Raw genomic sequence first — 26051 nt, 5'->3', positions numbered from 1 at the left:
CGATCTCGATCAGCGTCTCGCTGTCATGGATCTCCTTGGCAACGGCCTGCATCGCCGGGATCGCGGCGCGCATCAGGTGATTCGCCCAGATGATCAGGTTGATGTTGGCGCGACGGAAAACGTCGGTCGGCGTGCTGTAGTACTTCGTGGGCACGATGACCAGCGGGCAACGTCCGGCCCATTCCTTGGCGAACGTCACGATCTCGTCCGCCTTCGCACGTTTACTGTGAATGAGAATGGCGTCGGCGCCAGCACGGTGATAGGCCTCGGCGCGACGCAGTGCTTCATCCATGCCCCAGCCGGAAATCAACGCTTCGACGCGGGCGACGATGCTGAAGTCCGGATCGTTTTGCGAGTCCTTGCCCGCCTTGATCTTGCCGCAGAATTCATCGACGTCGGCGAGCGGCTGACGGTCCCCGTCGATGAAGCTGTTCGTTTTCGGGAACAGCTTGTCTTCGATGCAGACACCCGCGATGCTGCGCTGTTCCAGCTTGTGGATCAGGCGACGGAAGTTGTTGAAGTTGCCGTAACCGGTGTCGCCGTCTAGCAGTATCGGCAACGTGCTGGCATCGGACATGAATTCGAGCATGTCGACTACCTGTGTCCAGCTCGCCTCGTTGTTGTCCCGCACGCCGAATTGCGCCGACATCGTCAGGCCCGATGCCCAGATGCCTTTGAAACCCGCTTCTTCGACAATCTTGGCGCTGACACCGTTATGCGCCTCCATGATGAATTCGAGCTGCGCACTGGTCAGCATCTGGCGCAGTTGCGCGGCGCGGGACAGCGGCGCCGATGTGGTGCCCGCTGCGGCGACGGTGGAGGACGGAGTGGTCGGTGCGTTCATGATCGGCTTTCAGAGTACGGGTTGAAGAAGCGGCAGGATCGCGTCGCGCGCGCGCGCCACATCCACCGGAAAATCGATTTCGAGCCAGGGCAGTCCCGTGGCGTCGGCCGCGGTAAAGTGTTCGCCTTGTTCGAGCAGCAGGTCGCGCACGGCCTCTTCATGCGGCGCGGTGCCACGACCCTCATCGACATAGGCGCGACAAAGGGCCGCCAGCCTGGCTGCGCGAATCGGCGAGAGGCGGAAAAACCCCACTGATTCGCCAACCGTGTCATAGACCAGGCCCTCGGCCACCTTTTTGCGCAATTCGACCGGACGGCCATCACGCAAGCACAGCTTGACCGGTTCATCGCCTGGTTCGAAGCCACGATCAATCAACAAGCGGTCCGCGTGTCGTGGTGGTGTGGCGACGGCGTCTGTACCGACGAGGGCGTCGAGCATGCGATGGTCATAAAGCACATCGGCGTCCATGACCAACACGTCGACCGATGAATCAGTCATGACGTCCGCCACCGTCGCCAGACTGACGACGCTGCCCAAGGTGTATTGCGGGTTCAGGACCAAGGCGGGAGCTGGCTGCCAGTTCAGACGTTCCAATTCCGCCGCGATTTGCTGATGTTGATAGCCAACGACGATCGTGACGTCGTTTATGCCCGCCTTGCGTAATAAATGGAGATGCCGTTCAAGCAACGTCATCGACCGTGCGCCGTCTGTATCGGTCGGCGAGGGTGCGCTAAAGCGCAGCAGGCATTTCGGTGGCGCAGCCGTCGGGGTGCTTGCGGTGGAGTGGGATTCCGTACCCGCCAAACCAAGGCGTTGTCCGATTCCGGCGGCGAGAATAATGGCACGCATGCGTATGAAAACTACCAGGAACAGTAAGAAATCACCGAGGACGTTCTGTGTATTACGAGATGTATACGAACGCTTCGGACGTTAACTGGGAAAACCGCCCGGTCGGGCAATTCGGGATGATACTGCCAGGCTTCGGATCGTGCTGGAAAGTGCGGCAGACCAACCATTTGCCGTCCCCTTAGTGCGCGGTAAGCAGGAAGCGTCGGCGCAGTGTTCGTTCACGCCAGTGCCAGTAGAGCAAACCGGGAAGCCCCAGCAGCAACTCCCTGGCACGTTTGCACAGCGATAACGCGATTGCAGCCTCGGGGGAAATACCCAGCAATGGCGCCAATACAAGCAGTCCACCCTCCTGTACACCGAGCGCGCCAGGAATCGCGAACGCCGCCCCCCGGATCGCTTGCCCAAGACTTTCCAAGATAAAGGCTTCGGTCCAAGTGACAGGATGGCCAATGAAGTGCATGGCGAGCCATACCTCGCCCGTGCCCACGATCCAGCCGACCAGATGCAACAGGAAGCTGGCGCGCACAGTTCGCGTATTGGTATAGACAGAGCCGATCCGTTGATCGAGTTTCGCGGCGGCCGCGACCAGGGTGGGGCGATTGCGACCAATACGGGTACGCGCGAGCCAACCCGCGAACCAGGAGAACAAGCCGCGTCGTTGCGCTTTATAGAACAGCATGCCGGCGGCAGTGAATAGCGCGATGGCGATGACCAACGGCCAGATCAGCGCATGGGTACCCACATGCAACGTCAACGCGAGGATGCCAAGCATTGCAAACACACCCTGCGAAAACATCTGCTGCGTCGTTGCCACGGTGACGATCGCACCCGCGTCCACCGCGTCATAGCGATGTGATGCTCCAGGCAGGGGCGCCGTATCGTCGATGGTGCGCGATGGGATGGGGTCGGGAATCGGGGAGCGATCCGGAGCATGCCGTTGCGCCGCGGTGGTCGACCGAGTGGCCAGCAGACGCGCCATGACGACGGGGCCCCCCATCTGGCCTGCGGGCATCAGGCTATTGACGGACTCACAAGCCCATCGGGCACCGGTAACGCGCCAGAACGAACTTGCCGATGGTCGTCGTGTACTGCGATCACGTGGCAGCAATACCGCTGCCGCGGCACTGTCGAGGAACAATGGCAGTATATGGAAGAGTGCCACGACCACGATGCCCCATCCCGCCGTCAGGAAGGTTTGGGCAATCAAACCGACGCCGCGCCAGGCGAGCAGCGCGACGAACAGAAGCAGCCCGACCGTCAACGCGATAAAGGCGGAGCGTTTCATAATCTGATGGTTGTCAGGCGTGGCAGGGTAGCGCGCGTTCGAACCGCCGCGCGGCTTTTACCGGCTGCGCTTCTTCGAACGAAACACCTGCTTGAAGCCGAAGTAGGCAATCGCATCTTTCATATTCGAGATAAAGCGCTTCCACTGGCCCATGCGCTGGTCGGTGACATATTCAAACGTCAGGGAGACGCGTTCCTCGCCGATACCCAACGGGGTGATTCGATGAGACAACATGTCACCATCGAAAAATACCAATGCACCCGGGTCCAAGCCGATCGCGCCGTCGAGGTCCGGCGTCCTCGCACGGGTAGGATCTTTTGTATGGAGCTTGTATTCGAGCTTGCTCGATGACTGGTCCAGCACACCCAACAATAGGGTATAGCGACGTCCTTTGTAATAGGATGTGTCGTAATGCCAGCCGATATGGTCACCGGGCTCAGTATAAAAATACAGTGCATACGCGTGCGGATCGCTGTCCGGGGATGGCATCAACGGCTCCCCGGCGAGCTTCTCGAGCCAGTGGATGAGAGCGGGGGAGCGATACAGTTCCGCGATGACCGGAGCCCGTTTGTCGATGGTATGGCGACTGACACTACCGCCTTTCTTATGCCCCGGCAGGTAGTTCCGGTTCATCTCCACGCGCGCTGCCTGCATCCCGTCGACGACGGCTTGCGTTAACGTCGGCGGCAAGAAATCTCGCAAGAACAGGAATTTACCCTGATCGACGAAATCGCCGCGAAGTGCGTCATCATCCAGCAGGCGCAACCGATCGGGCAGCAATGCGACCGGAGACGCATGCGGCATCGTGCCGCCAATCCGCATACCGGGCGCGCTGTAGGCCGCATCGCGTGGGGGCGCTGTTTTGGAGGAGCGGGGTGAGGGAGAGACAGAGGACATGAGAGTCGCCCTTGATCGGAAGACGGGAAATGCGATTAGGATGAAACATCACCACGGCTTGCCCGCGACATTTTCAAGATAGCTCCTGTTCATGTCGGCCATCCCTGACCGCGGAAGGGCGCGGGTTTGCTCGAGCGCTATTATCGATGCTACGCGCAATCATCCCAAAAAAATGCAGAACATGGCTGGCGGCATGCCATGCGGGGATTACCTCAGGCAGCAGGTTCGGAGCTAGCTGTTTGGCGCGTGCGTCGGCTAACCCGTACATAGTCCATCGCAACCCAGATCGCAAACGCGGGCGCGCCGACGCTGGCCAGCATCAGGAATGTTGGCAAGCCGTCAAACAAGGTTACAAGCGGCATCAGGTACAAAATATCTTCGAGTTCGAATCCGCCCCAGGCAGGTTGCGCCGTGCCGGCCTTGCCGGCCATTTCCTCGATACGCATCCGCAGGAAGAAGATCACGGCCACCCCGATGCCGGCCGCCGTGCCACCGATCGCGCCATAGTTGGCCCATGCGCTGCTGTTGCTTGCTTGGACGCCCAGCCCGATGCCGGAGAACAACAACACCGTCACCAATGCATCCGCCGCCAGGTCGTAGAAATGGCCGATGCGACTGGTCTTGCCACTGAGGCGTGCCAATTCGCCATCGGCGTGATCGATGACGTTCGAGCAAACCAATAACAATGCGCCGATATTGGTCCACGCGTAACCGCCATGAGCGAATGCCGCCGCGCAGAACAAGCCGACAATCAGCCGGACGGTGGTCAAATGATTGGGTGTGACGGGCGTGGTCACCAGGGGAAGGATCATCCGGCGTGCCAGACGAGCATCCCAGGTGCGAGGTTTCGGCGGCATAGCAACCTGCACATGCATTGGGAAAGCCGCAAATATAAACGAGATTTCATCTTGCTGCAGTAATCGCCCGGTATGGCGGGTGCAGACGGTGTGGGTTGTGTACAACCGTAATGGCAAGTAATAAGACACGTCTCAGTCGCGGTCGGCCTGAGACCTGCGGGCATCGCCTTGTGCCGAAGGCCGGTGTTACGCGCCGCTACCTTGTGCGTTATGGGCCTTCAGGTATTTGATCAGTGCGTCCACGCCGCCAGCCTGTAACTGGGCGGCAAATTGCTGCTTGTAGACCTGCACCATCCAGATTCCCATCAGGTCGATATCGTAGATCCGATAGCCTTCTTTCGTTTTTTCCAGGCGATATCGCGTGCTGAGGTCATCGGACGGGGTATGCACCTTACTGCCGATCACCACGTCGGTCGACTTCGGTACTGGCGTCGGTGCATCGAATTGGAAGCTGACTTTCTGTCCCTGGATCTGCGTCAATTGCGCCGCGTAGACCCGGGTCAGCAACGTCTGAAAAGCCTGGAAGATCTGCTCCTGTTGTGCGGGACTGGCCGTATTCCATGCGTCCCCCGTCGCCAGACGTGCCGTACGGCGGAAATCGGTGTAGGGCAGGAAGTGGGACTGCACCACCGTCGCCGTTGCCGCCGGATCGCCTCCGCGCGCCGTGGGGTTGCTCTGAATCGCGTTGATCGTACCCTCGACCGCGGTCTGCAGCGTTGCGGCGGCGCTCGCACCAGCGGCCGGATGCACCGCGGCCGCTGTCTCCTGCGCCGCGGATGCGCCGACGGCAAATGTTGCTCCCATCAGGCCGGTCAGCATCAGCGCGACGGCGTGTGCCATGACCGCGGTGGACCGCACGCTCATGGCCGACCGACCATCCGCGCCTGCGACGCTGGCAAAAGACAACGAAAAGCGACGGCGGGTGGCAGGCGCGCGCAGCATGGTGGTGACAGGTGCGGAGGAGAAAGGCGTGCTCATGGGGACAAAAGACCTTTGATCAGAACATAAGAATGACACTTTTAGTATATACCCGGCCAAGCCCGCGTCCGCTGGGCGTTCGTGAAATGAATGCCTGGCTGCGCATCACAAGCGAGCAGGTATACTAGGCGGTTGGTTCAGCATGCGGGGACGGACGCGCTTCGTCCATCAGACCGTGCCCTGATTGCCACCAGTCCTCCTGCCGTTGGCGCGCCGCCGGTGATACGGGGCCGTTGTTGAATTTCACCTTGTAGGAGCCAGCCAGCAGATGCTGACGTCGTGGATTGCACGTGTTGTCAATGGGTCGGTTCGCCGGCCATGGACCGTAGTGGGCGTGGCGTTGGTGCTGGTGCTCGTCAGTGCCTGGTATGCCGCCACGCATTTCGCCATCAACACGGATATCAATGGGCTGATCGATAGCAAGAAGCCGTGGGCGCAACGTGATCGGCAACTGGACGCCGCATTTCCCGGGCGTTCGCAGACTACCCTGGTGGTCATCGACGCGCCTGCTCCAGAGCTCGCGGACCAGGCGGCCAACGAACTCGCCGCGCATCTCGCCGGCATGCCGGCCAGATTCCACGACGTCACACGGCCGGATGGCGGTGCATTCTTCGAAAAGAATGGATTGCTTTATCTATCGCCAACCGCGCTGCGGACTTTGTCGACACAGCTTGGTGAGGGTAAGTCGTTATTAAATTCGTTGGCCCGTGATCCGAGTCTACGCGGTTTGGCGAATTTGCTGTCGGTGACACTGCTGGTACCGGTGCAGACCGGAAAAATCACATTGCCGCAGATGGCTACGCTGCTGTCCCGCAGCGCCGATGCCGTGGATGGCGCGCTTGCCAATACCCCGGCGGCGCTGTCTTGGCGCGATCTGGCGCAAGGCACGGGTGAGCGGGGCGCTACCGCGGGGGAGGGGTGCAAGCCGCTGCACCCGGTGCGGCATCCGGCGGCGCCGTCGCGTCGACACAAGATACGGATGCCCGCACATCGTCAGCAGTGCGCGACGATGGCGCGACGTTCGCGGTCCCGTCCGGCGTAAAGGGCCAGCAGCCCGGGCGAGCATTTATCTCGGCCCACCCGGTGCTCGACTATAGTGCGCTTGAACCTAGCGCCGCGGCATCCGATGCCATTCGTCAGGCCGCCGTCGACCTGCACCTGGCACAGCGGTATCACGCGCGCGTCCGACTGACCGGCGCGCGGCCACTGTCCGACGAGGAATTCTCTTCCGTAGCGGAAGGGGCGGTGCCGAACGCGATTGTGACGTTACTGCTGGTCGTAGCGATTCTTTGGTACGCGCTGCGATCGGTACGCCTGGTGCTCGCCGTGTTCGTCGTGTTGATCGGCGGCCTGGCCGTCACCGCCGCGCTCGGTTTGTTGATGGTGGGTGCGCTGAACCTCATATCGGTGGCGTTTGCCGTATTGTTCATCGGCATTGGTGTGGATTTCAGTATCCAGTTCGGCGTGCGCTATCGCGAGGAGCGATTTCTCGCCCAGGATTTGACCGCCGCGATGCGTGCCTGCGCGGCCGCCATCGCCTTGCCGTTGTCATTGGCCGCCGTGGCCACTGCCGTCGCCTTCTTTTCCTTCCTGCCCACGGCTTACCGTGGCATCTCGGAATTGGGACTGATAGCCGGCGTCGGCATCCTCTTTGTCGCGTTCCCGTCCAGCATTACCGTGTTGCCGGCGCTGATCGCATTACTGAAGCCGACCGGTGAACGTGCGCCCCCCGGGTTCCGTTTCCTCGAACCCGTGGACCGATTGTTTGAGCGCAAGCGAAAGCCGATTTTGATCGTTACCCTGGCCTTGGTCATTGCGGGTCTTCCACTATTGGCGTTTCTGCGCTTCGATTTCAATCCGCTCAGTTTGAAAGATCCTCATTCGGAATCGATGACGACGCTGAGCGCGCTGGGTGCGCAGACAGCCGGCATCAACGATATCTCGGTCCTGACGGACTCTCCCACGGCCGCCCGTGCGCTTGCGCAGCGGCTTGCCGCCTTGCCGGAGGTAGCGCGGGCGCTGTCGCTTGATAGTTTCCTGCCGGATGACCAAGCCGAAAAATTGGCGATCATTGCACAACTGCGAACCACACTTGAGCCGATTCTGTCGCAGACGCCGTTGGCGCCCGCGACCGATGCGGCACGGGTTTCGGCGTTGCGCAACGCGGCGATGCAGCTCGATAGCGCGGTTCTCGATCATCCGGGCCCCGGTGCCGCGCAAGCCAAGCGCCTGGCGGAAAGTTTACGTAAACTGGCTTCTGCCGATGCCGCCGCCCGGGACCGTGCCGAGGATGCGCTCGCCTTGCCGTTGCGTATCTCGCTGGCGCGCCTGTCCCAGATGTTGCAGCCGACGACGGTCGACGTGCAGACGCTGCCAGCGGCGTTGCGGGAGAATTGGCTGAACGCAAAAGGACAGGCCCTGGTACAAGTGTCTCCACGTGTGCCGGCGCATACGGCCTCGAGCGATGACGCAATGCTGAAGCGATTCACCGATGCGGTCCAGCGGGTGGCGCCCCAGGCGGTGGGTGGTCCGATCTCGATCATCGCGTCGGCAGATGCGATCATTACCGCTTTCATTCAAGCAACGGCCATTGCATTGGTGGCCGTTACCTTGCTGTTGTGGTTGGCGTTGCGTCGTTTCAGCGACGTATTGCGTACCTTGGTACCACTGATCGTGTCCGGAGCCGTGACGCTGGAGTTATGCGTGATCATCGGTTTGCCGTTGAATTTCGCAAACATTATCGCGCTACCGTTGCTGCTGGGTATTGGCGTTGCGTTCAAGATCTACTACGTGCTTGCCTGGCGTAGGGGACAGACACGCTTGCTCAGCGCCGGCCTGACCCAGGCGGTCATTCTGAGCGCGGCTACCACCGCGACGGCATTTGGCAGTTTATGGTTATCGCACCATCCGGGGACGTCCAGCATGGGGCGGCTGCTGACCTTGTCACTGGTGTGCACGCTGATTGGTGCGGTGTTTTTCCAGCCCATCCTGATGGGAAAACCGCGCGCATCAACCGCCGACCGTACGCCAGATCCGCGATGATCGCGCTATATTCTGACGCCTTATCGACATCAGGCATGGCACTGCTTCGCTATGACGTGCGGATGTAGGGTGATTGCACGGGCGCACTTTTGTCCGTCGTGGCGTCGAATGCGAAGCCGCCGGGTATCACGCGTACGCTGATGCCACCGCGATAGCCCTTTCACTATCATGTCGATTGCAAATAATAATGAGTCGCATTACGATGATTGCGACGGATCCACCTTGTGGTGGGCGAAACCCATCGAGAGGCGCTCATGGCGGTAATGATAGGGATGATGGCGGCAACACTTGGCTTGGCGTGGTGGTTGTTCGGTCAGGATGCGCGCGCACGGAGAATCGCAGAGCGCGCATCGGAGGCAATGTTCAGTGCTGACCACGTTGCGCGAGGGGCGAGTGGGGTAACGGCTACAGATCGACGATCAGCTTTACCCAAGCGAGCCGGCCGGGATTGTTGAACGGCATATCACCCAGGAAGCCGAAGCCCGCTGCTCCTTGGCGATTCAGGTGTTCGGCATAGGTCTTGTTGAACACATTGTCGATGCCAACATGAAGCGATGCGATGGGGCTGACCGCATATGACGCATTGAGCGAGAGCAACCCATATCCACCGGACGCACGGAAATCCTGCCCCGCAACGGTTCCTTGGTATTTCGCCCACCTGTGTTGCGAGGTGACGACTCGCCACAGCAAGCCTGTGGACCAAGGCCCGTCGCGATACTGGAGGCCGATTCGGGTATCGAGCGGTGGCATTTGCGCGAGCGGTCGCCGGTCGCTGCGATTGTCGCCCATTGCCAAGGCCGTCGAGACATCGACGCGCCAGCGTAAAGACAGCGGCCAACTGAATCCTGCCTCACCACCATAGAGTCGGGCATCGACATTCCGGATTCGCTGGGTGTCCGGCGCGTAATCGAAAAGAATGAAATCCTTCACCGAAGCGACGTACGCGGTAAGCCATGCATGACGACCGTATCCGCCATGCGGTGCGATGGGGCCCTGATCCGTGCCGCCGATCTCCCCGGGGTGGCCGTGCGCAGTGTATGCTTTCACACTGCGGTCCACCACGTTGCTGTCGTCGTAGCGCAGTCCTACATCGATTTGTGTCGCTTTTTCGGGCTGGATGCCGTTGAAGGCATTGATGCCACCGCTCGGCCCGTTCAGCGAAGAGAATAGTTCCCAATAATCCGGAAAGCGACGGGTGTGGCCAAGACTGGCGAACACGGTGATCGGCGTCGCGGCGAGATCATGCTCCCATCGGACAAAGCCACCTGGCAACCAGGCGTGCCGACGGTTCGGCAGGCCTTGTTTGAGCGTCGTCTGGCGCAGATCCAGCGCGTGCGCGCGATCGATCCGGGCGCCTGCGGCCACGGTGTCCAGAGAGGTCGCTCGCCATTCGGTTTGCGCGAATACGCCGACACGGGATTGCACTGCGTTCCGATAGCGCGGCAACGTGCTCGGGTCGGGTGCGTATGCACGAGCGTCGTCCGCACTCGGCGCCAATGGCATACTGCCTGCGGCGCGGACGGTATGACGGTCAAGCAGCCCGTCGATACCGGTATGAAGTTGCCATTGTGGTGCCAGCGACCACGTTAACTCGCCGCGCCCACCGATCAATGTTCTTCCTGGATTCGAGGCATTCAATTGATATCGTTGCCAGCCGGGGGCGTGCGCCGGGCCACCGGTTTGCGTACGAGGGTCCCGCAACGAGAAGTTGTCCATGACATGGTCGATTTGGGTCAGCGAGACCTGAGCGCTTGCGGAGCGCAGTCGCTCGCCGATTTGATCGATGGTGACGCTCAGCGCGACGTTGTCGCGCTGGAATTTCCTGCCGTCCATCCCCCTGGAGGCGTACCGAACCGCACCGTCTCCCGTGCCGGCCTCTAGCGTCCAGCGCGTCGTGTGCGTCGGATACCAATTGAACATGCTGTCAACCTGCCATTTCGTCCATCGCGAGGGTATCGTGCGATGGTCGCCATCACGGTAATTATCCGCATGGGTCTGGAACGCGATCAGGCGTGCATCACCGCGTTGATCGCCCATTGCTAGATCAATCAAGCCATCATGACGGCCGTACATACCACCAAGAATGGCGCCGTGGAAGCGTAATCCTGGCGTGGCGAAGCGGACGGTCTTACGCTCGAAGCGCACCGTGCCCGCCAACGCAGCCGGCCCCCACCGCACGGTGCCTGGACCTTTGATGACATGTACGTAGTCGAACGTTTCCGGCGAGAGATAGGCGGTAGGGGCATCCATGCGGCCACCGCAGGCCCCGTGAATCGCCGTGCCGTTTGACAGCACGGACAAACGCCCACCGCCCAGGCCTCGTAATACCGGGTCACCATTGGTGCCGCCGTTGCCGACGGCAGCGAAACCCGGCACGGTGGAGAGATAGTCGGCGCCGTCGCTGGCCGGCACGGGTTGCCGAGCGAGCCGAGGGTCCAGCGTGGTCTGTCCATCGCGTCTCGGTGGCGATGTCGTCACGAGGACTGGCGTGCGCGCCGGTGCATGATGCATCAGTGCCGGATGATCAGTGGATGCAGTGGTGCCGTCGTGCAATGCGCGATCGTCTTCCGCGAAAACAAGGTCGGCGCTGCAGCCTGTCGCCACGGCGAATCCCAGATGCACCGTGTGATGGCGCATCGATTGGATGGCGCGTTGAAGATGCTGTCGGGGGAGGATGTGTGCCGTGGCGCTTATTGAAGCGTCACGCAGCAATGAAACGCGTCGTTTGGAAGAGGGAAAGTAGGCAAGCGGAACTGCGAGCGGCATGATGGACATCTTGAGCGGGTCGTAACGGCCCCCATCATAAGAGTCCAGCAGTGCTAATCAATACGCCCACTCCGAAAATACGACGTGCCATGCGATGCACGGGTTAAAACCAGCATGTGGCACGACGTTTCCCCCTGCGGAACAGGGTTGCCCGTATCAGGCAATGCGCGTCGCCTGGACGCGCAATCTGTCAGGATCGACCCGCCAGAAAGCCGATCAGCAACGCCACGCCGGCAGCGGCGCCGACAATGTGCCAGGGATTCTTCTTTGCGTATGCGTCGGCATTGCCTACCGCTTGCTGCAGATCCTTGGACAGGTCCTGTCCGCGCGCATTCAAGCGGGCGATCACCTTATCGGTGCGCTGGCGCACGACGGGCAGTGCCGCTTCCACTTTCGGCGTCACCAATGATTCGAGTTCCGACAATAATTGCTTCAGGCGGTTGCCTCCGCTGTCGATCGCCGCTTGACCCCGGGCCGCTGCCTGGGTGGCCTGAGCCGCTGCTTGCGCGCTCAATTCACGTGCTTGTTCCAATGCCGCGTCCGCGGCTTGGGCACTCTTGCTTTTGAACAGTCCCATATCGTTCCTCCCATGACATTGTGCGTACCGGGCGGGTCTGCCCCGATACGTTTCTTTTCAGTCTACCGGAGGTTGGGGCGTTTTGCCGGAGCGGCTTGCGAGTCCGACACGTAAGCCAGTTGCTACTGGACGCCCCGATGGTGCCATCAGTGCGTCCGGACGTCGGCTTCCGTGTCGTGCATCGCCTCCTGCAGCACGGCATTGACATTGTGGAGGCGCACGTTACGCGCATGACGCAACATCATCCAGGCCATCAACAGGCAGATGACAACGCCAAAAAAACTGATGATCCATGGGATCGGTATGTCCTGCTGGAGCATGACTGCGTACAGGCCAAGCATCAGGAGCACCGCAATATTCTGATTGAAATTCTGCACCGCGATCGAATGGCCGGCGCTTAGCAGCATATGACCACGATGCTGGAGGACGGCGTTCATGGGGACGACAAAGAAGCCCGACAGCGCACCGATGATCGCCATCATTGGATAAGCGGCGAGCATATAGAAAGGAATCGCATAGTCGCCGATATACCAACTGCCATTGGTCGGTAAGGTATGACGGTTGAAAAAGGCCAGACCGATAATGGCGAACCCGGTGACGATGCCTACCGGTAGCGCCGCCATCGACCGGCGCAGCGGAAGGCGGGTGGCGGCCAGCGCCGCGCCCGCGGCCAGGCCGATGCCAATCACGCTTTGCAGCACCGCACCGCCGGACAACGTCGTGCCCAGCGACACCTGCGCCCATTTCAACACCAGTAATTGCAGCGTCACGGCAGCACCCCACAGCATCGTCGTGACGGCGAGTACGATTTGCGCTAGCCGGTCATGCCATAGCACGCGGAAGGCATGCGCGAAATCGTGTGCCAGGACCATGGGCTGCGACAATGCGCGTGCGGGATACCGCGCCCCGGTATCTGGAATGCCGATATTGATCAGCGCGGCGGCGGCGTAACACACCATCACCACGAACATGGCGCCTCGTGCCGCCGTGTCGAGCAGGGGCACATGCCATGCGCCAAGCAGGTGACCGACGGCGGGTGCCACGAGCGCGCCGCCGAGAACGGTCCCGATGATGGTGGAACCCACCGTGGCGGCTTCGATCCACCCATTCGCCTTCACAAGGTCACGTGCCGGCAACAATTCCGTGAGGATGCCGTATTTGGCGGGGGAATAGGCGGCTGCGCCAACGCCGACGATGCCGTAAGCCAGGATCGGATGGAGTCCAAACAGCATCAGGAGGCAGCCGACCGCTTTCAGGGTGTTGGCCAGCAGCATCACGCGGCCTTTCGGCATCGAATCCGAAAAGGCCCCGACAAAGGGGGCCAGCAACACATAGGAGATCGAGAAGAACAATTGGAGCAGCGGGGTCAGCCAGGGGACCGCGTGGCGGTCCGATAGCAGTGCGATCGCTGCGATCAGCAGCGCATTGTCCGCGAGTGAGGACGTGAATTGCGCCGCGATGATCGTGTAAAAACCCTTTTTCAATCGCCCGCGCCTGTCTTGACGGCATCAGTGCCGCCTATCGCAGCGCCAGTGGCCGGGCGAAGTGTGGAGTAAGACCCGAGCACGCGGACCATATTGGCGAAAATCTTCGGGTTGGCGGCCATCACTTCACCACTGTCGATGAAATCGCCGTTGCCCAGGTAGTTGCCGACGAGGCCGCCGGCCTCCGTGATCAGCAGGCTACCCGCGGCCACGTCCCATGGCGACAGGCCTTGTTCGAAGAATCCGTCGAGGCGACCGGCGGCGACATTGGCCAGATCGAGCGCCGCGGCGCCCGGGCGACGGAGGCCGGCACACGACTTCGTCATTTCGACGAACAATTGCATATAGTGCTTCAGTCCGGCCAGATCCTTGAACGGAAAGCCCGTTGCGATCAATCCGTCTGCGAGCCGGTCACGACGACCGACGCGGATGCGCTTCTCGTTCAGGAATGCGCCCGAGCCCCGGGTGGCGGTGTAGAGGTCGTTGCGATTCGGATCGTAGACCACCGCTTCCGTGACCACGCCCCGATGCAACAGCGCGATCGACACGCAATAATAGGGAAAGCCGTGAATGAAATTCGACGTGCCGTCTAGCGGATCAATGACCCATTGATACTCGGACCGATTATCCGTCGTACCCGACTCTTCCGCCAGAACCGAGTGCGACGGGTAAGCGCCAAGCAGAATGTCGATAATGGCCCTCTCGGCGGACTTGTCGACTTCGGTCACGAAATCGTTCGTCTGTTTCTGCTCGACCTTGATCTGGTCGAGATTCAGCGACGCCCTGTTGATGATACTGCCGGCTGCGCGAGCCGCCTTGACGGCCATGTTGAGCATGGGGGAACGCTGATGCATAGGATATCCTGTTCGTGCCGACCGGTTTTTGCGCCGCCGGGAGATGCGCCGTGCTCGCGGTCGCCGCCCACGACCGATTTTGTCGATAGGGTGGTCGCGCACGCGTCCCGGACGGAAAACCGTCGCTAAACCGATATTTTATCCGACTCGGGCGTTGCGTTCGCGACAAAATGTACGCTGTGGCGTGTATCCTGCCACGCGGGCAGGTGACGGCCCGCCGCCAGCAGTGTCGAACCACCGCATTACGCGCCGTTTCGTTCTCTTTTTACGCGTTTCATATCCACGCTCATGTCTGCGACCGCTTCCGGGATTCCTGTCGACCCCCACACCGGGCTTTCCGCCGTGTCAACTGATCAATCCCCTCCAAACCGGCCGCGAGAGGTGGCGGAGGGCTCAGATGGCGGCAATGACCCATTCTCGAGGGTCCGGTTCGTGCTCGTGTCGCCCAGTCATCCGGGCAACGTCGGTGCGGCCGCGCGGGCCATCAAGACGATGGGCTTTTCCGAGTTGGTATTGGTTTCGCCCCGTTTGCCCGATGTCCAGTCTGATCCTGAGGCTCAGGCGATGGCCAGTGGGGCCGATGACGTGCTGGCGGGGGCCCGGGTCGTGTCCACGCTCGACGATGCGCTGTGGGGCGTGCACTGGTCGGTCGCCTTGTCCGCGCGCCCGCGTGAATATGGCCCGCCACTGACCGCACCGCGCGCTGCCGCCGAACAAGCAATGAATGCCCTCGTGACGGGGTACCGTGTCGCGTTTGTCTTCGGCAATGAGCGCACGGGGTTGTCGAACGAGGATGTCGCGCGATGCAGCGCGATAGCCCATATTCCGGCGAATCCGGCCTACAGTTCCTTGAATTTGGCGCAGGCGATCCAGGTCTTGGCGTACGAGATGCGCCTGGCGGTTGCCACTCCAGCCATGGCAAGCGATGCATCGTTTGCCGAGCGCGCGCGCGCCGACGATATCGAGGGCATGTACGGTCATCTCGAGCAAGCATTGATCGCGCTGCGGTTTCTTGATCCTGCTCATCCAAAGAAGCTGATGGCGAGAATACGACAGATGTTCGGCCGTAGTGGCCTGGAGCGGGAGGAGGTCAATATCCTGCGCGGGATTGCGAAGCACATCCTGCTGGAGGTAAAGCCGGATGCCGCGCGCGGGACGAAGCGCGACTGATCGCCGCGGCGGGCATGTTGCTAACGGAGCGTGACAATCGCTTCCCCGGTCGCGTCCACACGCAGGAAGGCGGCGCGGGGACTTGCCCCGTCAAGCTCCCAATCCGTCAATACCCAGCGGATGAGGCGATTCCCAGCAATATCGGTCACCGTATCGGTGCTCATCGGTGCGGGGGCATCGTGATGCGGCGCTGCCGCGGGACCATCGTCATGACGGGCCGGGCGATGCGTATGGCCCTGGATCATGCGGTCGGCTGCGAAACGCCGGTAGAGGTGTTGGACCGCCTCGCGATTGACATCGGTATAGACCATTCGCGTACCCCCCTGTCGCGCACTGTTGGCGCGAATACGGGCGGCGAGGGCCATGCGCCAGCGTAAGGGCCAGCGTAAAAAGAGCCATTGCAGCGATCGCCAGCGCACCACGCGACGAAACCGTTGATAAGGAATGTCATCGGTGCAAAGCAGGTCGCCGTGCGTCAGCACGTAGCGGCGCGCGAAGCGATCGATCGCCATTGGATCGTTGATCAATGTCGCCCCTGCAGCGTGCGCAAAGCGGCGTCCCATCAGGAAATCACGGTTGCCGTGCATGACGTACAGCGCGATGCCGCGTTGACGCAGCGTGGCTAACCGCGCGGCGACATCCGACTCGAAAGCGGCTTCCAGCATATCGTCCCCTATCCAGAACTCGAATAGGTCACCGAGAATATAGACCTCGGCGACGTCCGCCGGGTCCACCGCGTCGATAAACCGCGTGAACGCGTTAGTCGTACGCGGGAGCGTCGGACTCAGATGCAGGTCGGAGAGAAATAGCGATGCGCGCTGGGCGGCAAGGGGCATCAAAGAATCCGCGTGCGACGTGTGGCCAAATCGTCTCAGTCGACGATGACGGCTTTCTCGATGATCACGTCTTCCACCGGTACGTCCTGATGAAAGCCCTTGCTGCCGGTCTTGACCTGGCGGATCACGTCCACGACATCCGTGCCTTCGATGACCTTGCCGAACACGGCGTAGCCCCAACCCTGCGGAGTGGGCGACGAGAAGTTCAGGAAGTCATTGTCCGTGACGTTGATGAAGAACTGCGCGGTGGCGGAATGCGGGTCGTTCGTCCGCGCCATTGCGACTGTGTACTTGTCGTTCTTCAAGCCGTTGTTCGCTTCGTTTTCGATCGGTGCCTGTGTCGGCTTTTGCGTCATGCCAGGCTCGAAACCACCGCCTTGCACCATGAAGCCGCTGATGACGCGATGGAACACGGTATTGTCGTAGTGTCCGGCTTTTACGTATGCGATAAAGTTCGCTGCCGACTTCGGTGCTTTTTCCGTTTCGAGTGCAATCTTGATGATGCCCTTGTTCGTATGCAGTTCCACAGCCATGTTGGCCTCCTTCGTTAATAATACGCAATGCGTTGGTGGAAACGTTTGCGCGCGGCAGGCAGGCCGCCGCGCCTGATGCGTGCTCGATCGGGCCGCCCCGGGGCTCGTGCCCGGTGTCGTGCGATCCGGACTTATTCGATCCTGGCCGATTCGATGATGACCGGCGTCTGCGGTACGTCCTGCATCGCGCCGGTCGAGGTGGTGGGCGTCGCCTCGATTCTCTTCACGACGTCCATGCCGGCCGTCACGCGGCCGAACACGGCATATCCGTTGCCGTCCGGGCGCGGATAGTCCAGGTTCGAATTGTCCGCCGTGTTGATGAAGAACTGCGACGTCGCCGAATTCGGATCGCTGGTCCGTGCCATGGCAACCGTGCCCACCTGGTTATGCAAGCCGCCGCGTGCCTCAAGCGGGATCGGCGCATGCGTCGCGCGTTCCTTCATTTTCACATCATACCCACCGCCCTGAATCATGAAACCGGGAATGACGCGGTGGAAGATCAAGCCGTTGTAATGGCCTTCCTTCACATAGCCGAGGAAATTCGCTACCGTCTTCGGCGCGTTTTCCGGAAACAGTTCCAACTGGATATCACCGTCACTTGTATGCAGTAGCACGTGCGGATGCACGGTCCCGGAAGGGGATTGCGCGTGGCTGGCAGAAGTCATCGTGACGCCGGATATCACCAACGCCATCATGGCGCAGAGGGACATCGAGAAAATGCGTCGCAAGGCCCAGAGAGGGCTGGCGCGATGGCGGCTGCGGTGCGTGGAAAACATCGAGGCTCCTTCGAGCATGGCGTAGGCGGGTGTCCCACGCCACGGCGTTAATAACCGGTGTTGCCGTTATTGGTGGTCGAACCGTTTGACTGGTTTTCGGGCAGGATGGTGGGTGGCTGGCCACCCATGCTGGGTACGAATTCACGCGCATTCGGCGGTTGCGCCGTCGTATGGCGTTGTGGCGGGGCCCGATCCGGGCGTGGCTGTGCGAGCGCCTCCGAATTCGCCGGGGTACGGGTAATGATCGCGCGTACCTCGTTCAACCGGGCATCGGCCAGCCGGTCCGAGGGGTTTTGCTGCACCGCACGCGCATACGCGTCCGCGGCAAGGCGCAAATAGATATCGCCAAGATTGCGGCGTGCCAACGAGAAGTTCGGGTTGGCCGCCAGGGCGGTTTCCAGTGTTGCGCGGGCTTCCTGGAAGCGGCCGTGTTTCGCGTACAACGCGGCGAGATTGTTGTAAGGTTCCGGCAATTCCGGATAGGTCTGCGTGATTTGCGTCAATGCCTTGATTGCGTCGTCGTCACGTCCCAGTTCGGCAAGCAGCGTGGCCCGCTTGAAGCGGGCCTGCACATCGCGCGGATGCGAGGCGATGCGCTTGTCCAAGTCAGTGATCGCTTTTTGCAGCTTGCCGGATGCAATGGCGGCGTCGGCGTCGGGCGTTTCGTCCCGGTAAACATTGTCGGGCGGGCGAACCACCTGTGCTTGCACTACGTAGGGCGCGAGCATGCAGCCCGCGGCCAGCAGCAGCGAGGCCCCCGCCCGTCTGGCGACGCCGCGCGGTCCGCGTGCGGGTATCGCGAGGGGGCGTCCGCTGCGGACTGCGGTCGTGCCTTCACATGCCATGTCAGACCCGGGACCGTTGCCGATGGGGTCTGCAGGGACTGCAGGTACGATATTGCCGAAGTGCGCGGCAATGCGCGAAAGGTCGCCCTGGCTGACCCTGAATTGTTTCATGAGCACGGTGTCGAATACGGTGTGGAGTATTGGCTGCCGTGCATTCTAGCAAAATGCCCGGACATTTCCCGGAGAACGCGCATCGCGGCGTCGCGATCGGCCACTCCGCATGGTAGCGCCAGCGGGTCCGCTGTGGGCAAGGTGGGGAGCCAATGCTATACTTCCCAGCTCTGGCAAAACGTCGGGCCGTTCCGGGGAACCGCCCGACGTTTTGCGCTTCAGGCTTTGACCCCGGCTCCCGCATCGTCTATGGATTCGCTTCGCATCTACAATACGCTCGCGCGCGACAAACAAACTTTCGTGCCAATGAAGCCGGGCGAAGTAAAGATGTACGTGTGCGGCATGACCGTCTACGACTATTGTCACGTGGGGCACGCCCGTGTCATGGTGGTATTTGACCTGGTGCAACGCTGGTTGCGCGCACTCGGCTACCAGGTTACTTACGTTCGCAACATCACCGATATCGACGACAAGATCATTCGCCGTGCGGTTGAGAACGGCGAGACCATTGCCGCACTGACCGACCGTTTCATCCGTTACATGCACGAGGATGCCGCCGCGCTGGGGGTGGCACGCCCGGATATCGAGCCGCGTGCGACGGCGTTCGTGCCGCAGATGCTAGGCATGATCGAGGCGCTCGAACGGCACGGCTATGCGTATCAGGCCGTTGACGGCGACGTCAATTATGCGGTGCGCAAGTTTGGCGGTTATGGCCGTCTGTCGGGAAAGTCGCTGGAAGATTTGCGTGCCGGTGAGCGCGTGGCATCGAACGACGCCAAACAGGACCCGCTCGACTTCGTGCTGTGGAAGCGCTCGAAGGACGACGAACCGGCTGATACGCGATGGCCGTCGCGCTGGGGCGAAGGGCGGCCAGGCTGGCATATCGAATGCTCGGCCATGAGTTGCGCGCTGTTGGGGGAGCAGTTCGATATCCACGGCGGCGGCCAGGATCTGCAGTTCCCGCATCATGAAAATGAGATCGCGCAAAGTGAAGGGGCAAATGGCAAGCCGTTCGTGAATGTCTGGATGCATAACGGCCATGTGCAGATAGACAACGAGAAAATGTCGAAGTCGTTGAATAATTTTTTCACGATCCGCGATGTACTCTCTCGCTTTGATGCCGAAGTCGTACGCTTCTTCATCGCGCGCGCGCATTATCGCAGTCCGCTGAATTACAGTGACGCGCATCTGAACGATGCCCGGCAAGGCCTGACGCGGCTATATACCGCGCTGCGCGATACCGATGACGTGCGGGACGGCGTCAGCGCGCAACCGGTTGGCGACGCGACAACGGGTGCTGCCGCACTGGACTGGTCGACGCCGTACGCGGCGCGTTTTCGCGCGGCAATGAACGACGACTTCAATACGCCGATGGCGATCTCGGTCTTATTTGAGATGGCCGCCGAATTGAACCGAACCAAATCCGCAGCGTTGGCGGATGCCTTACGTGCGCTGGCGGGCATTCTCGGTTTGCTGGTCCGCACGCCGCGTGCCTTTTTGCAGGCGGCACAGCCCGCGGGTGCGGGCGATGGCGGCGGTGCCGAGGAAAAAGCCATCGATGGCGCGCTGGACGTGCCTGCCATCGAGGCGCGGATCGCCGCGCGCAAGGCAGCCAAGCAAGCGAAGGATTTTGCCCAGGCGGATGCGATTCGTCAGGCCTTGCTCGAAGCGGGAGTGGCATTGGAAGATCGTCCCGGTGGGATCACCGACTGGCGGCGCATGTGACGCAGCGTAGGCAGACCCTGCTGCCGGGCGAATTGTCGGAAGCGTTCGCCAGCCCCGACTATTGGGAGCGCGCGTGCGTGGACCTCGTCAAACGCGACCGGATCATGAAGAAGCTGATTCCGCGCAGTGCACCCGTGCATCTGCGCGTACGAGGTGATGCGTTTACCACGCTGGCACGCTCGATTGTTGGTCAGCAGATTTCAGTGAAAGCCGCGCAGGCGATCTGGCAACGTTTGCTGGACGCCTGTCCGGCGATGTCGGCGGCGGAAGTTGGCGCGCTAGACGCCGCGCGTCTGGCGCAATGTGGTTTGTCGCGACGCAAGGTGGAATACATGACGGACCTGGCGCTGCGGTTTTCCGATGGTTCGCTGCATCCGGACCGATGGAACGATATGGAAGACGAGGCGGTCATCGCCGAGTTGACGCAAATCCGGGGCATCGGACGGTGGACGGCTGAAATGTTTCTTATTTTTAATTTGTTGCGTCCCGATGTACTCCCGTTAGACGATTTGGGCCTGATCAAGGCGATCAGCGTCAATTACTTCAGCGGTGAACCGGTGACGCGCAGCGAGGCGCGTGAAGTTGCGGCCAATTGGGCGCCGTGGCGGACTGTCGCGACATGGTATATGTGGCGAAGTATCGAGCCGGTGCCGGTGACGTACTGACGCAACCATTTGAGGCGGGTTGCCGTGCGAGCGCGTGTAGAATACGCGTCTGTCGGAATACGAGGATTCCTATTACATGAAAACGACATTTCTGGATTTCGAGTCGCCGATCGCCGAGCTCGAAGCGAAGATCGAGGAACTTCGCTTCGTCCAGGACGATTCGGCCGTCGATATTTCGGAAGAGATCGAACGGCTGTCGCGCAAGAGCCAGCAGTTGACCAAGGACATCTATGCGAATTTGTCGCCTTGGCAAGTATCGCAAATCGCGCGGCATCCGCAACGTCCATACACGCTGGATTACGTCAACGACCTATTCACCGATTTTCATGAGTTGCATGGTGACCGGGCCTTCGCGGACGATCTGTCGATCGTTGGTGGTCTTGCACGGTTCAATGGTCAGCCTTGCATGGTGATCGGTCAGCAGAAGGGGCGTGACACGAAGGAGCGTGCGCTGCGCAATTTCGGTATGTCACGTCCCGAAGGCTATCGTAAGGCGGAGCGTCTGATGCGTCTTGCGGAGAAGTTTGGTCTGCCGCTGTTCACGTTCATCGATACGCCTGGCGCCTATCCAGGGATTGGCGCCGAGGAGCGCGGTCAGTCGGAAGCGATTGGACGCAATCTGTACGTGATGGCCGAACTGAAGGTGCCGATTATCGCGACGATCATTGGCGAAGGAGGCTCTGGTGGCGCATTGGCGATTGCGGTGGGCGACGTCGTCCAGATGTTGCAATTCTCGACCTATTCGGTGATTTCGCCGGAAGGTTGCGCCTCGATTCTGTGGAAGAGCGCGGCAAAGGCGCCTGAGGCCGCCGAGGCGCTGGGTCTGACGGCGAATCGCCTCAAGGCGCTTGGCTTGATCGACAAGATCGTCAATGAACCATTGGGTGGCGCGCAGCGTGATCCGAAGGGCATGGCCGTGCTGTTGCGCCGCGCGTTGAACGACGCATTGCGTCAATTCCAGGGCATGAGTACGAAGGAATTGCGTGAACGCCGGATGGGACGGTTGATGGCCTATGGCAAGTTCAAGGAAAACCGTTCCAACTGACGTCGATTGCACGCTGTCCGTCTGGGCAGCGGTGCGCGATGCGCTTTCTGCCCCGTTGCCTGACCTTGCGGATGAATCCGAAGCGTGTGCGGACGCTGTCGCACCAACGCTTTCTGGTGCCGTGCATCCGCGTGTCGGTATCGCCTTCAGTGGTGGCCTCGACTCCAGTGTCTTGCTCGATGCCAGTGTGCAGGTCTTGGGCGCATCGCGTTGCGTCGCGTTCCACGTTCATCACGGTTTGCAGGCGGTCGCCGATGATTGGGTCGCGCATTGCGCCGCAGCTTGTGCCACTTTAGGCGTGGCTTTTATCGCGTTGCGCGTGGCGGTGCCGTCCGACGGCGGCGAGGGCATCGAGGCTGCAGCCCGTCAAGCGCGTTATCGCGCGTTGCGCGCGGCGGCGGCGGCCAACGATATCGACACGATGTTGCTCGGTCACCATGCCGACGACCAGGCAGAAACGGTGTTGTTGCAACTGCTGCGAGGGGCCGGGTTGCCTGGTTTGGCCGCGATGCCAATGATGCGTGACGATGTCCCGACAAGCATCGACAAGCCCCTGGCTGCGCTGCGGTGGTATCGCCCCTTGCTTTGCGTGACTCGTGAAACGCTGGCGGCTTATGCATCGCGGCGTGGCGTGCGGTGGGTCGATGACGCGTCGAACGACGATAACCGATTTACACGTAATGCGTTGCGGCATGATGTCATGCCTGTCATCGCCGCGCATTTCCCCGCGTACCGAACAACATTGGCGCGCGTGGCGCGACATGCCGCCGCGTCGCAGCAATTAATGACCGTGTTGGCCGAGGACGACTGGGCGCAATGCCGCCTCCCAGATGACGACGGGCTCTCGCTCAGCGCGTTGCGCACGATGTCGCTGCCGCGGATCGAAAATCTGCTCCGGCATTGGACGCGGTGCCAAGGTTTGCCGGCACCCTCCGCCGCACGGCTCGCCGAAATGGTGGCGCAGACCGTGGGAAAGGGCGTCGTGCCGGGGCAAAGGGCGTGCATCGCGCACGCCGGCCATTGCTTGCAGATCTATCGCGGCAGGGTTCATTGGGTGGCAATGCGGCCCAATGCGCCCCGGGTGTTGCGTGCGGATTCGCCGGGTAAGATCGTCATGGACGGCTTGCGCTACGCGGGGGAGTCGCGATGGTCGCCACCGGGCTGGCCCGGTTGCTTTTATTTTTCCCGCGAAGGGACGGGCGACGTATCTCATCCCAACGGTCTCGCCCGTGTGGGCAGTGCCGCGAGCACTGATGCGTCGACCGACGAGGACATGACCAAGGCGATCGCTTCGGATCCCGTCGCCCGCTTGGCGTGGGTGGTGCCGTTGGCTGCCTTGATGGGGCGGCACCTGGCGGCACGACCGCGCATGGGCGGCGAGCGAATGCGGCTTGGCGCCCGTCGGCCACAAAGGACGTTGAAACAGCTTTATCAGGGGGCCGGCGTGCCGGTGTGGCAGCGCGACGCGCCACTGCTTTACGTGGATGGGCAACTCTGTTTTGTCCCTTATGTGGGTGGCTATCTGCCGGAAGTCGTGGAACTTGATGGTCCGACGGTCACAGTCTGGTGGGCCGACACGGCCGACTGAGTGATCGATCGGGGTGTTCCCGCCGATTCCGCTTGTTTTTCATTGATTCATCCTGTACTTTTTATTTTTCGGAATTGCCGTTCCGTCATTCTTACCGGCGACCATGTCGTCGTCCGGTTCAGCCAAGCGCGAAAGACTTCACAACACAATGTCTCTGATTGTTCATAAGTACGGCGGCACGTCGATGGGCTCTATCGAGCGCATCAAAAACGTCGCGAAGCGGGTGGCGAAGTGGCATCGTGCCGGTCACAAAATGGTGGTCGTGCCGTCGGCGATGTCCGGCGAAACGAACCGCCTGTTGAAACTCGCCCATGAAATATCGGCGCAACCGGACCCGCGCGAACTGGACGCCATTGCTGCCACGGGCGAGCAGGTGAGCGTCGGTCTGCTGGCGCTCGCATTGCAGGCCGAGGGGTTGCAGGCGGTCAGCTATGCCGGATGGCAAGTGCCGGTGCGCACGGATAGCGCCTTCAGCAAAGCGCGTATCGAAAGTATTGACGGCACAAAGGTGCGCGCCGATCTCGATGCCGGCAAGGTGGTGGTCATCACCGGGTTCCAAGGGGTTGATCCAAACGGCAATGTCGCGACCCTGGGGCGAGGTGGCTCGGATACGTCCGCGGTGGCGATTGCGGCGGCGTTGGAAGCTGCGGAATGCCTTATCTATACGGACGTCGACGGTGTATACACGACGGACCCTCGGGTAGTGGATGAGGCACGCCGGCTCGATCGGGTGACCTTCGAGGAAATGCTGGAAATGGCGAGCCTCGGCTCGAAGGTGCTGCAGATCCGATCGGTCGAGTTCGCGGGTAAATACCGCGTCAAGACCCGTGTGTTGTCGAGTCTGACCGATCCGATGATTGCGCTCGAAACGGAAATGCATTCGGGCACCCTGATTACCTTTGAAGAAGACGAGACCATGGAAAAAGCGGTTATTTCGGGCATTGCCTTCCAGCGTGACGAAGCGCGGATCGCGGTGATCGGTGTGCCTGACCGGCCGGGCATTGCCTATCAGATCCTGGGCCCGGTGGCCGACGCGAACATCGAAGTCGACATGATCATCCAGAATCAGAGCGTGGAAGGAAAGACCGATTTCACATTCACGGTTCCGCGTGGCGACTATGTGCGCGCACTGGAAATCTTGAATGCGCAGGTCAAGGACCATGTCGCGGCGGGCAGGATCCTGGGTGAGCCGAAGGTGTCGAAGGTCTCGGTGGTCGGTGTGGGCATGCGCTCGCATGTGGGCGTGGCCAGCATGATGTTCCGCACATTGTCCGAAGAGGGCATCAATATCCAGATGATCTCGACGTCGGAAATCAAGATCTCGGTTCTGATTGATGAAAAATACATGGAATTGGCGGTGCGTGCATTGCACAAGGCGTTTGAGCTGGATTTGCCGGTCAACGGTTGAGGTGGCCGTGACGAGATAGGGCGTGTGAATACAAAACAGTCATATTTTTCTCAAACTATTTGACCTTTTTGCATTCAAAGGCTATTATCTCGCTTCGCTTGAAGATTGCCCGGTAGCACGCAGCAACAAGTGAATGGATGTACCGGAGACGTGGCCGAGAGGTCGAAGGCACTCCCCTGCTAAGGGAGCATGCGGCCAAAAACTGCATCAAGGGTTCGAATCCCTTCGTCTCCGCCAGAATACGCTGCCAGGGCTTGCCGTGGCGGTTCGGAATAGATCCTGAAACAGGAAATCGTTTCGAGAATAAGGGGCTTCGGCCCCTTTTTGTTTTTGCCATCATGGTTTGGTATGCTGATTATTTAATCACGTGTTAAACCTTGTTGTCGTCAGTCCCGTCATCGTGAAAAGCATCTATTTTTTACGATAATGTTGATTAAATAATCCAGTTATCCTTAATAAATATAGGTTGTATCGTCGAGGCAAATCTGCGCGGCATGGATAGCGGCAACTCAAAACCTTGTCATACTCGATCCGGCACATGAAATAGCGCCGATATGCGATGTCGCTTCGTTTCTGTCGTGGTGGAGGTTGCGCGACAACCGATTGAAGCGTGTTGTCTACTGAAATAGGTGACGTCGGCGTAAAATCAGCGTTTTCAAGATAAGCGCCCGGGGAACCATGGCACACAAAGCGAAGCCGTTGATCGGCGTATTAGGCGGCATGGGGCCATTGGCGACGGTCGATTTCATGCAGCGGGTCATCGACTTGACGCCGGCGACGTGCGATCAAGATCATCTGGCGCTGCTGGTGGCTAATCTGCCTGGCACGCCGGATCGCTCCGCGGCGATCATCGATGGTGGGCCGAGTCCGCTGCCGGCGCTGCTTGAAGGGATTGACCTGCTGAATCGGAATGCCG

20 protein-coding genes, 1 tRNA gene and 2 pseudogenes are annotated in these 26051 nt (G+C 60.7%); 9 read left to right on the top strand and 14 right to left on the bottom strand.

Annotated elements, in window-relative coordinates; translation table 11 throughout:
- The 6 genes from aepX to WM40_RS23275 form a co-directional block, all read right to left on the bottom strand.
- Positions 1-757, bottom strand: a 757-nt coding sequence (gene aepX, locus WM40_RS23300) for a phosphoenolpyruvate mutase (protein WP_236693659.1), incomplete at its 3' end; no start/stop codon positions are given.
- 96 nt (positions 758-853) lie between these two features.
- Positions 854-1693 carry a phosphocholine cytidylyltransferase family protein gene (locus WM40_RS23295; protein ID WP_036008143.1) on the bottom strand — a complete coding sequence of 280 codons (840 nt, stop codon included), beginning with the start codon at positions 1691-1693 and terminating at the stop codon, positions 854-856.
- 178 nt (positions 1694-1871) lie between these two features.
- Positions 1872-2978: a lysylphosphatidylglycerol synthase domain-containing protein gene (locus WM40_RS23290; protein ID WP_024902397.1), complete on the bottom strand. Its 1107-nt coding sequence runs from the start codon at positions 2976-2978 to the stop codon at positions 1872-1874.
- A gap of 57 nt (positions 2979-3035) precedes the next feature.
- Entirely contained in the window at positions 3036-3800 is a 765-nt protein-coding gene (locus WM40_RS23285) for a HalD/BesD family halogenase (protein WP_024902398.1), read from the bottom strand.
- Between the two features lie 287 nt (positions 3801-4087).
- On the bottom strand, positions 4088-4732 hold the full coding sequence (locus WM40_RS23280; RefSeq protein ID WP_236693658.1) for a CDP-alcohol phosphatidyltransferase family protein: 645 nt from the start codon (positions 4730-4732) through the stop codon (positions 4088-4090).
- 186 nt (positions 4733-4918) lie between these two features.
- Positions 4919-5710, bottom strand: coding sequence for an MlaC/ttg2D family ABC transporter substrate-binding protein (locus WM40_RS23275; RefSeq protein ID WP_236693657.1), 792 nt, complete (start codon positions 5708-5710; stop codon positions 4919-4921).
- A 918-nt stretch (positions 5711-6628) separates the two neighbouring features.
- On the opposite strand from WM40_RS23275, the gene WM40_RS23265 reads away from it, so the two are divergent.
- Positions 6629-8752 carry an MMPL family transporter gene (locus WM40_RS23265; protein ID WP_082103148.1) on the top strand — a complete coding sequence of 708 codons (2124 nt, stop codon included), beginning with the start codon at positions 6629-6631 and terminating at the stop codon, positions 8750-8752.
- A 405-nt stretch (positions 8753-9157) separates the two neighbouring features.
- Here the strand turns inward: WM40_RS23265 and WM40_RS23260 are convergent, their stop codons facing one another.
- The 4 genes from WM40_RS23260 to WM40_RS23245 all read right to left on the bottom strand — a co-directional run bounded on the left by WM40_RS23260 (position 9158) and on the right by WM40_RS23245 (position 14433).
- Positions 9158-11518, bottom strand: a complete 2361-nt coding sequence (locus WM40_RS23260; RefSeq protein WP_157685920.1) for a TonB-dependent receptor domain-containing protein — start codon at positions 11516-11518, stop codon at positions 9158-9160.
- Positions 11519-11708: 190 nt separating this feature from the next.
- Complete coding sequence (locus WM40_RS23255) at positions 11709-12095, bottom strand: ElaB/YgaM/YqjD family protein (protein WP_024902402.1); 387 nt, start codon at positions 12093-12095, stop codon at positions 11709-11711.
- Positions 12096-12241: 146 nt separating this feature from the next.
- Positions 12242-13579, bottom strand: coding sequence for a lysophospholipid transporter LplT (lplT, locus tag WM40_RS23250; protein WP_046154126.1), 1338 nt, complete (start codon positions 13577-13579; stop codon positions 12242-12244).
- Positions 13576-14433, bottom strand: a complete 858-nt coding sequence (locus tag WM40_RS23245) for an inositol monophosphatase family protein (protein WP_024902404.1) — start codon at positions 14431-14433, stop codon at positions 13576-13578. The genes lplT and WM40_RS23245 overlap by 4 nt, the downstream gene beginning before the upstream one ends.
- A gap of 342 nt (positions 14434-14775) precedes the next feature.
- Here WM40_RS23245 and WM40_RS23240 point away from each other — a divergent pair, with 342 nt between their 5' ends.
- Entirely contained in the window at positions 14776-15603 is an 828-nt protein-coding gene (locus WM40_RS23240) for an RNA methyltransferase (protein ID WP_236693656.1), read from the top strand.
- A gap of 20 nt (positions 15604-15623) precedes the next feature.
- Here the strand turns inward: WM40_RS23240 and WM40_RS23235 are convergent, their stop codons facing one another.
- The 4 genes from WM40_RS23235 to WM40_RS28230 form a co-directional block, all read right to left on the bottom strand.
- A complete protein-coding gene (locus WM40_RS23235; RefSeq protein WP_046154125.1) occupies positions 15624-16439 on the bottom strand; it encodes a UDP-2,3-diacylglucosamine diphosphatase in 816 nt (271 codons plus the stop codon).
- 35 nt (positions 16440-16474) lie between these two features.
- Positions 16475-16972 (bottom strand): peptidylprolyl isomerase, encoded by a 498-nt coding sequence (locus WM40_RS23230; protein ID WP_036008149.1) that lies wholly within the window; start codon positions 16970-16972, stop codon positions 16475-16477.
- 131 nt (positions 16973-17103) lie between these two features.
- Entirely contained in the window at positions 17104-17667 is a 564-nt protein-coding gene (locus WM40_RS23225) for a peptidylprolyl isomerase (RefSeq protein ID WP_024902408.1), read from the bottom strand.
- Between the two features lie 128 nt (positions 17668-17795).
- Entirely contained in the window at positions 17796-18704 is a 909-nt protein-coding gene (locus tag WM40_RS28230) for a tetratricopeptide repeat protein (protein WP_052738484.1), read from the bottom strand.
- A 249-nt stretch (positions 18705-18953) separates the two neighbouring features.
- Here WM40_RS28230 and cysS point away from each other — a divergent pair, with 249 nt between their 5' ends.
- From cysS to WM40_RS23185, 7 genes and pseudogenes are all read left to right on the top strand, one after another.
- On the top strand, positions 18954-20429 hold the full coding sequence (gene cysS / locus WM40_RS23215; protein WP_024902410.1) for a cysteine--tRNA ligase: 1476 nt from the start codon (positions 18954-18956) through the stop codon (positions 20427-20429).
- Between the two features lie 53 nt (positions 20430-20482).
- Positions 20483-21094 (top strand): annotated as a pseudogene (locus WM40_RS23210) (DNA-3-methyladenine glycosylase family protein); the annotation flags it as partial.
- A 76-nt stretch (positions 21095-21170) separates the two neighbouring features.
- Positions 21171-22139 (top strand): acetyl-CoA carboxylase carboxyltransferase subunit alpha, encoded by a 969-nt coding sequence (locus tag WM40_RS23205; protein ID WP_024902412.1) that lies wholly within the window; start codon positions 21171-21173, stop codon positions 22137-22139.
- Positions 22108-23727 (top strand): tRNA lysidine(34) synthetase TilS, encoded by a 1620-nt coding sequence (gene tilS, locus WM40_RS23200; protein WP_082103144.1) that lies wholly within the window; start codon positions 22108-22110, stop codon positions 23725-23727. The genes WM40_RS23205 and tilS overlap by 32 nt, the downstream gene beginning before the upstream one ends.
- Positions 23728-23875: 148 nt before the next feature.
- Positions 23876-25135: an aspartate kinase gene (locus tag WM40_RS23195; RefSeq protein ID WP_024902414.1), complete on the top strand. Its 1260-nt coding sequence runs from the start codon at positions 23876-23878 to the stop codon at positions 25133-25135.
- Between the two features lie 144 nt (positions 25136-25279).
- Positions 25280-25372, top strand: a tRNA-Ser gene (locus tag WM40_RS23190).
- 441 nt (positions 25373-25813) lie between these two features.
- Positions 25814-26051 (top strand): annotated as a pseudogene (locus tag WM40_RS23185) (aspartate/glutamate racemase family protein); the annotation flags it as partial.

The sequence above is a fragment of the Robbsia andropogonis genome, from assembly GCF_000970345.1.
GTDB lineage: Bacteria > Pseudomonadota > Gammaproteobacteria > Burkholderiales > Burkholderiaceae > Robbsia > Robbsia andropogonis.
The sequence above is the reverse complement of the archived record's forward strand: the minus strand, read 5'-3'. Positions and strand labels throughout refer to the sequence as shown.

Bases quoted from the DNA above. Each gene is read 5' to 3' on its own strand.
- WM40_RS23290 (WP_024902397.1), bottom strand. From the start codon at position 2,978: ATGAAACGCTCCGCCTTTATCGCGTTGACGGTCGGGCTGCTTCTGTTC.
- WM40_RS23235 (WP_046154125.1), bottom strand. From the start codon at position 16,439: ATGCCCCTTGCCGCCCAGCGCGCATCGCTATTTCTCTCCGACCTGCAT.
- WM40_RS23275 (WP_236693657.1), bottom strand. From the start codon at position 5,710: ATGAGCACGCCTTTCTCCTCCGCACCTGTCACCACCATGCTGCGCGCG.
- WM40_RS23195 (WP_024902414.1), top strand. From the start codon at position 23,876: ATGTCTCTGATTGTTCATAAGTACGGCGGCACGTCGATGGGCTCTATC.
- WM40_RS23280 (WP_236693658.1), bottom strand. From the start codon at position 4,732: ATGCCGCCGAAACCTCGCACCTGGGATGCTCGTCTGGCACGCCGGATG.
- WM40_RS23285 (WP_024902398.1), bottom strand. From the start codon at position 3,800: ATGCGGATTGGCGGCACGATGCCGCATGCGTCTCCGGTCGCATTGCTG.
- tilS (WP_082103144.1), top strand. From the start codon at position 22,108: ATGGCAAGTTCAAGGAAAACCGTTCCAACTGACGTCGATTGCACGCTG.
- WM40_RS23295 (WP_036008143.1), bottom strand. From the start codon at position 1,693: ATGCGTGCCATTATTCTCGCCGCCGGAATCGGACAACGCCTTGGTTTG.
- WM40_RS23245 (WP_024902404.1), bottom strand. From the start codon at position 14,433: ATGCATCAGCGTTCCCCCATGCTCAACATGGCCGTCAAGGCGGCTCGC.
- WM40_RS23230 (WP_036008149.1), bottom strand. From the start codon at position 16,972: ATGGCTGTGGAACTGCATACGAACAAGGGCATCATCAAGATTGCACTC.
- WM40_RS23205 (WP_024902412.1), top strand. From the start codon at position 21,171: ATGAAAACGACATTTCTGGATTTCGAGTCGCCGATCGCCGAGCTCGAA.
- WM40_RS28230 (WP_052738484.1), bottom strand. From the start codon at position 18,704: ATGAAACAATTCAGGGTCAGCCAGGGCGACCTTTCGCGCATTGCCGCG.
- WM40_RS23255 (WP_024902402.1), bottom strand. From the start codon at position 12,095: ATGGGACTGTTCAAAAGCAAGAGTGCCCAAGCCGCGGACGCGGCATTG.
- WM40_RS23260 (WP_157685920.1), bottom strand. From the start codon at position 11,518: ATGCCGCTCGCAGTTCCGCTTGCCTACTTTCCCTCTTCCAAACGACGC.
- cysS (WP_024902410.1), top strand. From the start codon at position 18,954: ATGGATTCGCTTCGCATCTACAATACGCTCGCGCGCGACAAACAAACT.
- WM40_RS23225 (WP_024902408.1), bottom strand. From the start codon at position 17,667: ATGATGGCGTTGGTGATATCCGGCGTCACGATGACTTCTGCCAGCCAC.